Genomic DNA, 16104 nt, shown 5'->3' with positions numbered 1-16104 from the left:
CATCTACCGACTAGGAAGGAGGAATATTAAACTGCGCATTTTGAACAGATAGCCACGATTGGGCTTCTGATGCTACTTCTATCTGTATGGATACCTGCTGTGTTCCTAAATTGGAAACTTTTAATGTCTGCTGTGCTTGCTGTTCTATCAGACCGAATTGCATTTCGTTGGGCGTTACCTTCAACGCAGAAACTTCCATAGTTACAGGTAGAGAGATTTCCTGAGAACCGGCGGTTATTTTTACTGTGGTTTGATAGACACCGACTGCTAAACCGCTTCGATTTACACGGAATCTTAAAGTTACGCTCTGACCAGCAGGAACTTCTCCACTTGCGGGCGTGACAGATAGCCATCCTGCATTGGATGGAATGGTTACACCCCAATTTGTTTTTATTGTACTCTGGTTAGCTATGTTTGCTTCTAATTCTGTTGTAATTGTACCGAAATCCAGAGAAAGAGGACTAATTGATATATTAACTGTTCCGGGTTTGGTAATGCTTACAGTAACCTTCTTTGTATCTCCTACACCTTTAATTATCACCTCTCCTATGCTGGTACCATTTGGAATACTTGTGCGGTCTGCAATTAAATCTAATTGCTGGACTTTTCCTCCAGATAAGGAACCTTCTATTTTACTGGCACTGGTTATACCACCATCCTTTGATAATTTTAACCAGGTGTTTGATGTCTCTGCTTCCCATGACCAGTTTCCACTTTTACTAAATACAATACGGATAGTTTCTCGCACAGAAGTTTCCCCAAAGGTCACCGTTTCCGGTTCCACATAGAAACTGACCCATGGGCACCCTGTTATAGTTAGAACGATTAAAATGGAAGCGATAATTTTAACTATTAACATCTTTTGCCTCATGCGAAGGCTCCTGTCTTTCATATCTTATAAATTTATTATTTAATTTGCTACTGTAATTTCTACCTTTTCTGTATCGAAGATATCTGTTCCGATAAGCAAATTCCCTGTAACAAGGGTACCTGGGGTAAAACCTGTACGGTCAATAAATAAAGTAACCTTCTCAGATTCACCCGGTGCTAATTCGGAATCAGGAGTATCGGAATTTCCAAGCAATCCATATTTAATATCTGTAATCCATGTCGGATGAGATGTTATTTGCCAATTAAATGTGTCCAATCGGTTATTGCGAATGGTAAATGAAATAGAACTGTTGTTTACAGGGACATCTAATCGTGTGGGAATTACAAGTTTTCCTGGAATGTTTTTGTTGTTAGGAACAGGGTCTTGAAAATCAGAAATACCATCTTTATCATTATCCCAGACACCCGCACTTTCGGGGTCAAAAGGCAATCCCGCAAGTCCTGCAACTGTTGTAGAGGGTCCAGCAACTTTTGCTGATACAGTAATAGGGAGGAAACCATCTATGTAGGTAGGACCACCGGGATAGAGGAAATATTTGGTCCGCGAAGTTTGTCCTACACTTCCAGGATTCACCAAAGATTCGTTGTCAACTCGCATAGCAAGATTTAAGACGGGCTCTGCATCGCCAAAGGATTGGACATACGCATCTAAACCCTTGATTGTAATTTTAAATAGATTACCAAAGGCACCATATTGGAAAGCTTTATCTTCAGAATTTAGCAGTAGATACACTCCATCACCTTCATTAATAAATCGCCAACCACCCTCAGAATTGATAAGCCCATCTTCGGCTAATTCAACCTTCATATTTACATTAGCGAGTAGCAAGTTCCATTGGTCATCTGTTATATTGGACGGCTTTTGTAAGAAGTATCGCGTTCTTAAGAAATAGACATCTCTTGGTATGTAGTCTGCACGGACAAATACTTCCGCCTGCCAGGTTCTTTGACTTGAATTATCCGGGTCATTCCCATAAAACAAGCCCGAAGTAACTAATGATAACTGACCTGCACGCACATCACCAATATAGGCAAAGGCATCTTCTTCAAAAATACCTGTCAGGGAAGGTAATCCACCGCCGGGTTTATATTCAAATCGAATCGTATATTTAAAATCTTGCTGTTTGGGTGTAATGTAGGTTAAAACAACTTGATTTTTTAATTCTTCCCAGATACGACCTGTTGAATCTTCTAATGCTAATGTTATACTTTCCCATACTCCTGCGGTAGCAACTCCTTGTAGTTTGACGATTCCATTTCCATCGTTGGAACTTATCGAAATTTGTTTATTCACAACCACACCTGGTGTTGCGAGTGCAGGGTTTGTTCTTACCGTAACTTTTGTATAGCCACTTGCAGGTATTGTCCCCTGAACAGGTTCTATATTTGTTACCCATGTTGGCAAATTAGTAGTATCTGCCTGCCAGCCTAAATTGTCTTTTCCTTCATTATAAATATAGAAGGTTAAATCGTTAGGTTGACTGGACGGGTCAGGCCGTAGCACGAAGGATTTTTGCCCACCTAAAAGTCCTAGCAAATTATCCACATCGTTAGCAATATATAAATGTCCACCGGTTTCTTTAGCAATGGGTATCAAATCGGCTGTATTTATAGAACCTCCAGAAGCAAATCCTAAAGGATATAAACGGATTAAATTATCGTGTGCTTTTTCTTTAATCTCACTTGCATCAATGGTAGAGGCATTGTCCCATCCATCCGAAATAAACACAATAGATTTCACATCAGCATCATCAAAAGGTAACGGGTTTTTAAGGTCTTCGGCGAGAAGTCTATCTACAGCCTCTGAAAGAGCATCATAAATATTTGAAGCACCCATTAAATTAGGTGGAACATAGAAGGTTTCTAAGGACTTTTTCAGTAATTCTTTATCCGTAGTAAAAGAGCGGATTAATCGGTTTGTTTGCTGACGGTCATTGTGAAACATTAAAGCAATTTGATAGGAGGAAGGTAAGTCATAAATAAAATCTATAACCGCCTTCTTTACTTTTTCTATTGCCTCTCCGGGTAATAGCGGATTTTCTTTATTGTCCACGCCCGCATAATACATACTGCCTGTATAATCTAACAATATAATCATATTCCCTTTGATATTCTCAGGTCCGGTAAGGAAGTAAGATGTTTCTCTTAAATCTAAGGGAACACTATCTTCGGATATGGTTAGGCTAATTTTAGAACGGTCTGCTGCTGTGATTGTCGGTATAGCCCGTGATGATGAATCCCGCAATAAGAAGACATATCGCATTACATAAGGAGGTCTGCTGCGATTTAATGCCCCTTCAATTCGCAAGGGTTGCTTTTCAACACGCACTTTAATTGTTTTGGGTTCAACACCATTTAATGGAGTTGCTTCATTGGGGAATAGGATTGGATTGCGGTCTACTGCTGTTATGGTTATTGTGCGGTATTCTATATCTTCCTGAAGATTATCTCGATTAATAGTAACTAAAATCTGTACACCATCAATCAATAGATTTAATTCATCGGGATGATAAAAATCCTCTGGATTGCCATCTTCACCGTTGGCTCCTCCAGCAACGGGTCGAACATCTGCGATTACGGGATTGGCTTTTCCCTCATCCTCATGCGTAATACGGAAATATAGTTTTGAATCTCGAGGACCGACATTAGCAATCCAAAATTCCTTCTGAACATCTTCCTGTCCAAAATCCAGCACATCCAGTGGAATTATCTCCGGTCGTGTGTTCGTCTCCTGAAGAGGTTCAGAAATGGCTATTTTTGGGAGGCTTATCTGCTCGATTTTAATAGGTACTATTAACAAACAACTACGGGTATCTATTATGATGGAATATTGACCTGCCCCTAAAGTAATTTCTTTGGGTTTGGTAACAGTAATAGATATTTCAACTTTATCATTGGGATTAACTGTGCCTGCGGAAGGAGTAGTAGAAATACTATCAATAGCAACACCTGTAGGTCCAACAATTTGTAAATTCCATTGAGCCTGAGCATTACTACGATTCGTTAATGTTAATTTGGATGCAGGTAAATTTGTTGTAGTGCTATCCGAAGTTAACGATTCTTTAGTTACGGATAAAACTATTTCAGCAGGTTCTGCTGTAAAGCTTGTTTCCGGACATATTTTAGCAAAACGGAATTCAACTAATTGATTTCCCAATGAGGACTCAAAAAATAAACCAAAATCTGTAGATAAAGATTCTGACCAACGAACCGTAACAGATGTGCTACCTCCTGCTGGTAAAGACCCTAAGGCAGGAGATACAGAAATATCTGCAGGAATATTAGTTCGCACGGAAGGATTATTTAAATCGGGAACATAATTAACAGCCCAGTTAAAACTCTCGGTGCCCCCATTCTGAACAGTTACGGTTGTTTCGGTTACACCCGGACGGATAGTAAATACCTGAGGAGTCACAGATAATGCACTACTAACTTGCATCGAAACAGTTACTACTTGAACTTTTCCTGAAACACGAAATTGAAGCCCCACATCTTTATATTCACCGGAATCTAAGCCACTTCTTGAGACTCTTGCATGAATTAACTGCGATGTAGATGTTTGTCCGGATGTAGGTTCCGCACTTAACCACGGGACATCTTGCTCTACCCATTGGTTTTGGCTTGCATTCCAGACCACTTCCGTTAGAGTCCATTTTATACCTAAACTGCTTAATGATTTTATATACAAAGATTTTTCGATTGCTTTATCTCCGAAGGACAACGCCTGTGGAGATACTTCAAATCCCGTTTTAAATGGACAACCACTTGCGAAAACGAGAATTAATGTTAGCAATCCAAAATGAAACAAAAAACTAATAGATGGGTATTTCCGTTTATTCATTGGGGCTCCTTCCAAATTATTGCCCTTCTGTATTCGATTTTACACATATATAAAACCAACAATTTTATTGTTTTGTCTTTTCAGCAAAAATCACATTAACCCCTGCATTTACCAAAGTTTGATATACAGGCTCAAAATCTTCATAAAAACTTCCATCGTCTTTCACAGTCCATTCAGGACTTAATGTTACTGTATCACCGGGACCTAAACCACCCGCATTTACATTGGCTATTAAGGGTGTCCAATTTCGAATATCATTATCCGGACCGGATATATCCAGATATTCTAAATATCGCATCCCTGCGATAGGTGTTATATCTGTAATATAATTATTTCCCAAATCCAACCACACCAAATTTTTTAAATCACGCAATGGGGAAATGGTGATGATTTTGTTGTCCCGCAAATCCAATTTAACCATTGAAGTGCAATATTCAAGTCCTCTCAAATTTACAATTCCCATACCACGGGCTGTTAATTCTGTGATGGAATCTAATTCTCCCGTACAGAGAATAAAGAAGGGTTTACCGAGTGCACTACGAATAGCAGTTTCCAATGCCCTATCAGGAAACATAATCGTTGAACCCTGTAAGAAACAACAACCCGAAATTGAACTTATCAGGATACAAATACCTATCAAGTTGAAAATCATTTTCACTCTCATAGTTTGAACCTCTCAATATAAAGGGTTTTTGTAAATGTAAAAATATTTGTATTTACATTTAAGTGTTAGTACCTGTGTTTGTGTTTGTATCTATATGGCACTTATCTTCAATGAATAGGAAAAAGGGACTGTTTCCGCCCATAAATGATAGAAGTTTGTTAATTAAAAAAGCAATAAAGCACAAATCATCAGACCAACTTGCATAAACTGGACGCTTGTTTGAAATCATTCGCACATGTTTCACCGTAGTTTCTCCTTTAATTAAATTGTTCCTTTATTAATATAAAATTTTACTCAATTAATATACAATTATACATTACAGTTTATCACAAATCACACCGATTGTCAACAATTTCTTTAAAATTTTTACAAAAAACAAACTTTTTATAATTTTACATCAATTTCCCCTGATAATGTCAAGAATTTTTTAAATAATTTAGAAGATATAATTTATCTACTTATTATAATGGAAGTTCAAAAAACACTACTACAAATTATTTTGAAGACGCTTAATAGAAACAATGCAGAGAAAAAAAGAAATTAAAAAATTATCCTTTATTTTTCTTTTCTTTTTATCATTGATGTTTTTCTACAACGATTCATACGATTTTGCCAATCACCAGACCAGCCTTCCTCTATGGCTTGTTGGCACAAAATAATACATTCTTCATACTGTCCCTGTCTTTCTCGAATATCCGACAAGGTATCATATCCTAAATGTGCAGGAAGAGGTATGCCTGGCATTGTTTGTTGTAGATGTTCTTTTACCTCTTTTGATAAATCTATTTGTTTTTTTGAAGCAATTACTAACAAGGCAGTCTTCGTATCATTATCATTTATATCTTCTTCAATATATTCTGAAATCAATTCTTCTAAGGCATAGAAACAGTCCAGAACATTTTCTACTTCCATTTCTTCGAGGTCTTTTTTTACTTTTTTAATTAATTTATCCGATTGCTCCAAATCAGGCCGATAAGGCAATTTATTTTTGTTTGCAAGAATATCTTCTTTTTTCTCTACAGGTTCAATAATTTCGACTATAAAAAAGTGATGACATAAAGGACATAAAACTTTTTTACCTATTTCAGATGTTGGCAATAATACTTCTTTCGAACAGTAGGGACAGGTAACGCTAAATTTCATCTCGAATATCCCTGATTTATTTCTTTTATATATCTTTTAATGGCATGATTTATTTCTGTCTCCAAAATATCACGCCCAGAAACCTCTATATCTTTTATATCATATTTTAACTGGTCAATGTATACTAAAATTAATTTATTGTTGACTTTTATTCCTAAATCTTTCATAGCATAATAATAAATTTCTAATTGTTTCCAGTATCGTTGAGCATGATTATCTGCATTAACTCCTGTTTTATAGTCAACAATCGTCCCATCAGCAAGGATGGCATCCACAGTACCTTGAATAAAATGGTTTCCTACTTTCCAGATAAAGGGAACCTCTCGCCAGATAGGAGGATTGGTTTTTAATACAGGATATATAGGGTTATCTATAATTTTACCGACACATACATCTTTTTCTTTTTTGATTATATCTTCTGAAATCTCCGGTGTAATGATATTCAGGAGGCGTTTTGATAAAGTTTCCTTATTATCCTCTTGAAAATCCCATACCTGCAATAATTGGTGGTAAAAGATACCTCGTTCGGCATGGAACATAGTCAAAATATCTTCATATATTTCATCAACATCTTCGCCATAATTATCATCAAAAAGGAAATTCAGTATTTGAGTTGCCGGGATAGGCTCCGTTTCAAAATATTGTTGGGTAATAGATATAGGTGAAATCAAATCATATTGCATAGGCTTTGTTTCTTTCGTTAAGTCTTTTTTCTTCGGAGAAACATCCCTTTCTTGTCTCTCTACAATATGATATAAATCTGTATTCTTTCCGTCATCAAGAAGAAAACAATCCGCTAATAATGAAAGTCGAGAATTTATTTTTCTTTTTATATAAAACTCTTCAAGATATTTCTTATTAGAAGATAGGATTAAATAATCGCGAGCCCGAGTTAATGCTACATAAAATAAACGGACATACTCCTGATATTCATCATGGGCATTCTGTAATTTTATTATCGTTTCTATACTATTATCTTTTTCATCCTCTTTTTTCTTTGTTCTAATAATTACCCCCATTTCTTTGTGATAATTTACACCGGCAGATTTTTTGTATTGTCGTTCTTCATAAAGTAAAGGTAAAACAACGATAGGATACTCCAATCCTTTTGCCTGATGTATGGTAGTAAGAATAACTGCATTCCCGGCTTCTACGGCAAGGTCTGCTTCGCCTTCCATTATTTTATCGCGAGAGCGTTCTACAAACCGAAGAAATTGATATAAACTTATCGGGTTACCTTCCTGATAGGCACGGGCTAAAGCTAAAAATTTTTGTAGATTAGCAATTCGCTGCTCTCCAAACCAATGACCTAATAAAATGGATTCATAGCCTGTTTTATCAATAACTTCTTGAATAAGTTCATGGATAGGAAGATGCGTTTTTTCTCGGAAATAACAATATAAAGACCTGACCCTTAAATAAGCACTTTCCTTTGTCAGAGCATCAGGAATCTTATCCGTATCCAACAACATATTGCGAAGGGGTAAATTCATCTGCCAGCGGGTAATCTGTTCATCGGAAAGACCACAAAAAGGTCCTCGTAAAAATGAAAGCAAAGCAATGTCATGGTATGGATTTACCAACACCTGAAGAAAATTTAATATATCTTTCACCTCTGTAATCTCAAAAAATCCTCTACTGCTAACAACAAAACAAGGTATTCCTTTATCCTTTAGTGCTTTTTCATATTTGTAGATATAATTTTTCGTGCAAAATAATAAGACAAAATCACCATAACATACAGGGCGTAGTTTCTGGTCCTTTTCATCAGCAATCATTAGAGGATTTTCACCCTGAACTAACGACTGGATACGCTCCGCTATAACCTTAGCCTCAATGTCAACATTGTCTTCTTTTAATGTTCTCTTCTCTTCCTCTCGGGGCATTGAAAGCAAAAATTCAACACGAGGTTTATTATAAGGCCTCCGATGGGCTTGCATAGGACGATATTCTTCTTCAACAGCAGATAGCAAATTCGTTTTCTGGAAAAAGGTATTAACAAAATTTAATATTTCCGGTGCAGACCGAAAATTGTAATTCAGAGAAAACAAATTATCACTATCAATAGATTTTCTTTGTTCCTGAAAAACCCTTACTTCGGCATTTCGAAACGCATAAATGGATTGTTTCGCATCGCCTACAAAGAAAAACGAAAGATGGGGATTGGCAGATAGTAGTAATTGAATGAATCGCACTTGCGAATGGTCTGTGTCTTGAAATTCGTCAATGAAAATATATTTTATCCCGTCAGCAATCTCTTTACATACCTCTGGATGTTTGTTCAATAAGTCATAAGTTAAATGTATCAAATCATCAAAATCAACAACTCCTTGCTGTCGTTTATATTGAACCCACTGATGGTAAAACGGGTCAAATAAACGGAGCATTCGATAGGTAAGATTTAGCGATTGGGGCGTAGTTTCATCATCCAATTTTAACTCGATGATTTCTTTTTCTAAAGTCCTTTTTATATCATCACGAAGTTTCTTTACTTGTCCCTGTAACCCACCGTTTACATCTTTATTTCTTATGTTTAATCTTAATTTATTTTCTGTTATTTCATCTTTAATTTGAATAATATCCTCTCGTTTTTTAGCACTCTGTAAGCATTTCAATTTTGAAATGTAAAAAACACATACTCCCTTTATTGCTTGTTCCTCTTCAGGAATTTCTTTGAGTAATTTATCTAACTTTTCTATCCATATATTTATAGTTTTGGATTTCACAAAATTTAACAAATATTGTTCGTATCTTTCGTTTACCCGTTGAATATTCCTATGGATATATTCTTCATTAGAACATTGAGTTGCTTCATCGAGCCACGGAAGGATATGCAAGGCATACTGGAAAAGTGCTTCCAGAATTTTTTGGAAGTTTTGTGGTGAAAGTTCTACAACCAGTTCAGAAACATTCGGGTCATCTTCTATCCATAATTTTATCTGACTTTGAATAAACCTATCGAGAAATAATGGGCTTTGAAGTTCGTCCAGAATACGAAATTCCGGGTCAAAATCTAATTTCAGTGCATATTGACGGAGTATCCCGGCACAGAAGGCATGTATGGTGCATATTCGTGCAGATTCTAACTGCTGTTCTCGCAACCGCCATTGATTGAGTTCATCGGGTTTTGCTTTGAGGGCATATTCATGAAAAGCATCTAATAAACGCTGTCTCATTTCAGCAGCAGATTTTTCTGTAAATGTAATCGCTACAATTTCATTCAAATCGGCCTTTTTTTCTTTTAATAGTCTTAATATCCTTGCTATCAAAACACGAGTTTTCCCAGAACCTGCAGAAGCATCCACACCTATTTTAAGTGCATCGGAATAGATAACCTTTTCCTGCTCATTGGTCAAGCCGGTAAAATAACTATGTTGCTTCAACTTCTCCACTTTCCTCTTCTCCCAATGTTGCACTTGGTTCTATTTTTATGTATCGGCATGCATTTTTGCAGGAACAATACTCACAGGATTGTTTTTTGTAAGGTACCGAGGTAAATTTTCCGTGATGAATATTTTCGATTGTCTCGCTAATAATCTTTTTTACTCTATGCTTTATTTCATCTCGTAAATTCTGATTTACTCCCCATGGAGCCGATGTTTTTCGCTGTTCGGTTATGGATAGAAAACAGGATTCTGCAACGGATAGACCCTCTTCTTGAAACAAGTGATGCTCAACAGCAAGTTCGTAAATAAAAAGTTGAAAAGAGCAAAGTTTTTCTTGCACTCGATTATTCTTAATTCCCATATCCGTTTTTGTGGGAGTACTCCCCCATTTGTAATCAATAATTCGTAACGATGGATTGTCTACATGTCTATCAATACGGTCAATTCGACCTGAAAATAAAACAGATTTATCCTGTATTTGTATACAATAAGGTTTGTGTTGACTTCTTTCATCTTCCATCTGATACATCGTTCTTCCAAAAGCCAGCTCAAAATAGGAAGGTTTCCAATCAGGCTCAATCAAAGCATTATCGGAGTTGAGAAATTCAGTTAGCACCTGCGTTAGCCATTCTATTGTTAAATCAACCCATTTTTTTTGTAATACAAAAGTTTTTCGGTCTTTGATAACAATATCTTTTATTATCTGTTTTAATTTCTCCTTAATGACTTGATTTTTATTCGTTAATAATTCTTCATAATGTTCTTTCAATAATATAAAAAGGGTATCGTGGGCCCAGGAGCCAATCATCAAAGGAGAAGGATAAATAAGTTCTTCCTCCCAATCCTTTAAATTTAATACTCTATGCGTCCAGAAACGGAATGGGCAATTTACATATTCTTCAATCTGGTCAACACTATAAACATGATTGGGTCCGAACCTATTTTCAAGCCATTTTTTTATATCCTCTGCCTGCAAATCTCCCGTGTATATATTTCCGTTCCCTTCTTCTCGTTTTTGTAAGGCAAAGCAGCAGTTAAAAATATCCGTATATTGTTGCTTCAATATTTCTTCATTTTCCTGATGGTAGAAAAGCAAGTTCCTTAATTCAGAGGGAGAACAAGGAATAAAAAGTTTTGTTTTTATTTCTTTCGGATTTTGTAGGTCATTATCCTGAATATACTGACATACTTCCTGACATTGCCTTAATAATAAGCTAGAAGAGCGTTCCTCTTGTTTTTCGGAATATAAAGCATGGGACAGGAAAACACCTTTTTGAGCAGTTTCAAAAATTTGCTGGAAAAACAACCATTCCCGCCGTATCTGTTTTGCAACATCATCTATGGGTAGTCCAGATTGTCGCAGTATCGTTATATCTTTATCAGAATATAAAGCATTCTGTCTCGGAGATAAAGGAATTATTCCTTCTTCAACTCCACCTACAAAAAGATAATCATATTCCATATTTCGTATCATAGGCAGGTCTAAACACATCACACCCCAATAATGTTCTGTATCAAAAAGAGCAACATCTGATAGTAAAGAAAAGATAACTCTTTGAAATTCCTCTAAAGAAAGTTCTTGATTCTTAAAATAAGTAGAGAGTTTTTTTACTACTGAAAGGAATTGCAAATAAGCCCTTTTTTCTTTTTCAGCCTTCCCTTTATTTTCTTCCTTTAACAAACAATCTTTTAGCGTATTTTCCAACAAATGAAAAAGGTCCAAAACGATGAAAATATAATTTGATACATTGTCTTGTTTCTTAAATTTATTTCGCCAGAAAAGCCATCGTTTTAGTTCATCAAAAAATTGTTGAATTTCTATTTTTGAAATATTTTTATTTTCCTCTTCATTAAAATCTTCCAGGCTTTTTTCCTTTTCCTCTATTTTTTTATCAATACAATCAAGGGATGCGTTGGTAGAAAGTCCTGAAATGGATAATATCAAAAAGAATTTTTCACGAAGGGATATAGGAATATTCCAGAGGGGGTCGTGCAATAATAAGGTTATAGCGGAAAGAGAATTTTCATTGAGTTGTGCAAACCATCGTTCCCAAAATTGACTGACCCATGTTTCTTTTAAACTTTGAGGTGATAGTATTCGGTAAGGAATACCGTAATCAGTAAATATTTTTTCAATAAGAGGTCGCACTTGATGTAACTGCCGATAACTAACGGCTATTTTTTGTAGTGGGACATTTTCTTGAATTAGCAAATGTTTTATCTTACATGCGATATTTTTTATTTCCTCTTCCCGATTAATAAATTGTTCTACTCGAATAATGGAAGCAGTAGAAGGGACAAATGTTTTCGGTTCATCTCGTCCAAAAAGAGTATCCGCAACAAATTCAATAGAGGTTTGAGGAGAAGGCGTATCCAGGGAAATCGTCTCTGCCTCTAATACGGATAGAATTCGTTTTAGGGTATCTTTTGCCAGTTCATATATATCCTGTCGGCTTGGCACTGTATCAAAATTAATACCCATTACGATATGTTCAAAGTGAGATGATAACGCATGGATAAGGCGAAGTTCCGATTGGGTAAAATCGTCAAAACCATCGAATAGGAGATATTTTTTATCAGTAATATATTGAGGTTTGCCTTTTTGGCATTCTAATTCTGCCTGCCAGAACAAGCCCGGAATATCATACCCATTGTTTTGCTTCAATTGTTCCTGATAGGTGGTATACACCCATGACACTACTTCGTCCCAGGGTTCTACCGATAGTCTTTTTATTTGCTCTTGAAATGTTTCCGGTGTAATTCCGGCCTGTTTTAAGTTTCGTATAATCCGATGGAAAGAATCTGCCAAGTTGTCTGGAGCCAGTAAACCTTTATAGGATTCAAACTTTTTCCGTCCCTCTTCCGATAAAAGAATAGACCGTATTAATAGTTTCTGTTCCCATTCTTCCAGTAAATGCAGAGGAATATATTGTTCTTTGAGCAAATTATAGGCAAACTGGGTAAAGTCAGTAACAATATTTTTTCCAATAGCAGGTATGTTAATACTATTTAAAAGTTCTAGGCGCCTTTTTTGGGCATATTGTTGGGTAGGCACAATAAGTAAGGCAGATGTATAATTCTCTTCTAAAATTCCCTGGATTTTATTCCTACGGTCGGAGCGTTGACTACCACAAAAAATCAGGTTTTGTGCCATAATCCCCCGTTTCCGATTAATTCTGTTTATATAATGTTCTTAAAATATTCAATGGTATGTTTCAAACCTTCACGGAGCGGTATTTGGGGTTCCCAATTCAATTTTTCCTTTGCAAGAGAAATATCGGGTTTTCTTCGACAAGGGTCATTTTCAGGTAAAGGCTTAAAAATAATTTCTGAAGACGAACCTGTCATTTCGCAGACTAATTTTGCCAATTCCAGAATGGTAAATTCTCCGGGATTTCCTAAATTCACAGGACCGGTGAAACCTTCACAATCCATCATCCGAAGAATACCTTCTATCAAATCGCTTATATAACAAAAAGACCGTGTTTGAGAGCCATCTCCAAAAACAGTTATGGGTTCGTTTCGCAATGCCTGCACAATGAAATTGCTTACTACTCTTCCATCATTAATCAACATACGGGGACCATAGGTATTAAAAATTCGTATCACACGAATATCCACCCCATTTTGACGATGATAATCGAAAAATAAGGCTTCTGCCACGCGTTTGCCCTCATCGTAACAGCTACGCCTCCCAATTGGATTTACATTGCCCCAATAGGTCTCGGGTTGAGGATGCACAGCAGGGTCCCCATAAACTTCCGATGTGCTTGCCTGCAAAACTCGTGCCTTTACCCGTTTTGCCATACCCAACACATTTAATGCACCCATAACATTCGTTTTTATCGTCTTTACTGCGTTAAATTGATAATGAACCGGTGAAGCGGGACACGCCAGATTAAATATTCGGTCTACTTCAAGGAGGATAGGCTCTGTAATATCATGGCGGATAACTTCAAATTTTGGATTACCTATCAGATGTTGAATATTCCTTTTTCTGCCTGTAAAAAAATTATCCAGACAAATAACTTCTTCCCCGCGTTGTAATAATGCTTCACACAAATGGGAACCAATAAAACCTGCCCCACCTGTAACCAAATTTACTGGGCTCATATCTTCCTCCAAATAAGTCTGTTCTTTACTATTATACGATTTATTTCTCGATTATCCTAATTCTGAATTGACAAACGCTTCCCAATTTATTTTTACAACACCTTTTTTAACCGTCATCGGTTTTTTATGTAGACAAATTCCGGCTCCATGCACCTCACCAGGAAATAAAAGCATAAATTGCCCTGGCACATTTTGAATGATATTTATTTTTGATGTATCTACATTGTAAAAACCTACATCTTTTTCAAGGTCATACTCAGTCTTTACTTGCGCCATAGATTCGGGTATCCATCCAATACCTTCTTCTCCTGAAAGTGTAAATTGTATATCCATATATTTTTTATGTGCCTCAAAGATTGCTTCTGAAATGTCTTTCGTAGTATAGGACATAACCCGTGCTTTTATATCCTCCCCATAGATAGATTCCATATCCGTATCCAGGCTATCCTCTTTTAGTCCTTTGATGTAGTTCAGCACTAACTTCCCTATCTTCCCATGGAAATACCGTTCCCAATTCTCAAATCGGTCAACTATCATAATTTCAATACCTCCTCGCTACAAGCCGTTCGTATTTTTTTTGCAAAAGGCACCCCTAAAATATCATAAATTTTCACAGTTCCACCGGCAAATTTTATCAAAGCGGACCCTCCCGCAATATCCCATAACATAATTTCATCTTGTATAAAAGCATCTATCCGCCCACAGGCAACATAAGCCAGAGATAAAGCCGATGACCCTAAAAAACGAACTCTTCGATACCTTCGCAATTCCTGAACATATTGCTGAAATTCATTTTCTGTATAGGGACGAAACACAGGAAGTCCTGTAGCTACAATTCCATAATTCGATTGTTTTATATTAGAAACTTTAATAGGAACATCATTCAATAATGCCCCGCTTTCCTTGGTCCCTGAAAATAACTCCCGTCTCATAAAATCATAAACAACATCCAATAAAAATTCGTCACCTTTCATTAAAGCGATGGAAACAGCACATAACGGTATTTTTCTGCTGAAGTTTAATGTCCCATCCAATGGGTCAATAACCCAGAAAGGTTCATTCATAACATATTCACGAATCCAACCTCGCTCCTCAGATAAAATGGCAAATGGCGTTGATTCCAGAACATCTATAATAGCAGATTCGGAATCACGGTCTGCCTGTAATTTTATATCTCGTTCATCTTCATAAATAACCTTACAGGGTTCCCGAAAAAAGTCTGATAAAATAATCCCTGCTCGATGTGCCGCAGTAACGGCTAATTCTAAATATTCTTGAACATCCATTATAACACCCCCTTAATGATATAAATTTTTACCCCGTTTCTGGGCTATATAAGTGCTGATAATATGGGTGATAATACAAAAGACATCTTCTACAGGACCGTATTCATCTTTTGTGCTTTCAGCAAGAAGCCCATAATCACTTAAAGAAATTAACCTGCCACCATCACAGCCGGCTATTCCTATTGTTCGAATTCCATGCTCCTTCGCCCATCCCACTGCTTTTATAACATTAGGGCTATTTCCACTAACAGACATTGCTATCAACAAATCGCCTTCCTTAGCAAGGGCACGCAATTGCCCGATAAAGATATTTTCATAACCTTCATCATTTCCTAATGCCGTAATTACCGCTTGATTATCTGATAAATTTATTGCACGAATGGGCGAACAATTCTTTATATAATTCCCCACCACCAAATCATTAACCCAGTGAGAAAGCACAGCAGAACTACCTCCATTCCCCGCAAGGAACAGGGTCTTCCCCTCACTAATTTTATTCCATATTTCATCGGCTATTTTTGTTAATGTATCCTTATTCAAACGATGAAGAAGTTGACACAAACGCTCACAATATCCTTCATAATACAATTTAAAATCAGGGGATGATTGAAATAAATCTTTCATGAAATACATGCTTATTACTCCATAAGTTATTGTAAAGGGACATTTAATTTTAACATGTTAAACCTAACATGGGCAATAACTATAAATGTTTATGGTTAAAGGGATAATCTTTTATAGGTACAAATATAGAATATTTTTTTATTTTGGGTTTTGAAA

Annotated in this window: 11 protein-coding genes; all 11 read right to left on the bottom strand. The window is 36.4% G+C overall.

The annotated features are described in order from the left end of the window. Window positions 1-10: 10 nt before the first annotated feature. Window positions 11-871 (bottom strand): hypothetical protein, encoded by an 861-nt coding sequence (locus tag PLA12_02475; GenBank protein HOQ31357.1) that lies wholly within the window; start codon window positions 869-871, stop codon window positions 11-13. Between the two features lie 39 nt (window positions 872-910). Further along, on the bottom strand, window positions 911-4732 hold the full coding sequence (locus PLA12_02470) for a hypothetical protein (GenBank protein ID HOQ31356.1): 3822 nt from the start codon (window positions 4730-4732) through the stop codon (window positions 911-913). A gap of 64 nt (window positions 4733-4796) precedes the next feature. Further along, window positions 4797-5396, bottom strand: a complete 600-nt coding sequence (locus PLA12_02465; protein ID HOQ31355.1) for a leucine-rich repeat domain-containing protein — start codon at window positions 5394-5396, stop codon at window positions 4797-4799. Between the two features lie 58 nt (window positions 5397-5454). Next, the gene (locus PLA12_02460; protein ID HOQ31354.1) at window positions 5455-5640 is read right to left on the bottom strand and encodes a hypothetical protein; all 186 of its coding nucleotides are present in this window, start codon (window positions 5638-5640) and stop codon (window positions 5455-5457) included. Window positions 5641-5951: 311 nt separating this feature from the next. Further along, window positions 5952-6539 carry a hypothetical protein gene (locus PLA12_02455; protein ID HOQ31353.1) on the bottom strand — a complete coding sequence of 196 codons (588 nt, stop codon included), beginning with the start codon at window positions 6537-6539 and terminating at the stop codon, window positions 5952-5954. Beyond that, window positions 6536-9931, bottom strand: a complete 3396-nt coding sequence (locus PLA12_02450; GenBank protein ID HOQ31352.1) for a UvrD-helicase domain-containing protein — start codon at window positions 9929-9931, stop codon at window positions 6536-6538. Before PLA12_02450 ends, PLA12_02455 begins: the two co-directional genes overlap by 4 nt. Next, window positions 9909-13079: a PD-(D/E)XK nuclease family protein gene (locus PLA12_02445; protein HOQ31351.1), complete on the bottom strand. Its 3171-nt coding sequence runs from the start codon at window positions 13077-13079 to the stop codon at window positions 9909-9911. Before PLA12_02445 ends, PLA12_02450 begins: the two co-directional genes overlap by 23 nt. A gap of 26 nt (window positions 13080-13105) precedes the next feature. After that, entirely contained in the window at window positions 13106-14038 is a 933-nt protein-coding gene (locus PLA12_02440) for an SDR family oxidoreductase (GenBank protein HOQ31350.1), read from the bottom strand. 51 nt (window positions 14039-14089) lie between these two features. After that, window positions 14090-14575 carry a YhcH/YjgK/YiaL family protein gene (locus tag PLA12_02435; GenBank protein ID HOQ31349.1) on the bottom strand — a complete coding sequence of 162 codons (486 nt, stop codon included), beginning with the start codon at window positions 14573-14575 and terminating at the stop codon, window positions 14090-14092. Beyond that, window positions 14572-15324, bottom strand: a complete 753-nt coding sequence (locus tag PLA12_02430; protein ID HOQ31348.1) for an inositol monophosphatase family protein — start codon at window positions 15322-15324, stop codon at window positions 14572-14574. Before PLA12_02430 ends, PLA12_02435 begins: the two co-directional genes overlap by 4 nt. 12 nt (window positions 15325-15336) lie before the next feature. Next, a complete protein-coding gene (locus PLA12_02425) occupies window positions 15337-15957 on the bottom strand; it encodes an SIS domain-containing protein (protein ID HOQ31347.1) in 621 nt (206 codons plus the stop codon). Between the last annotated feature and the right edge of the window lie 147 nt (window positions 15958-16104).

Source organism: Candidatus Hydrogenedens sp. (genome assembly GCA_035378955.1).
GTDB lineage: Bacteria > Hydrogenedentota > Hydrogenedentia > Hydrogenedentales > Hydrogenedentaceae > Hydrogenedens.
This window is presented reverse-complemented; position numbering and strand designations above follow the sequence as displayed.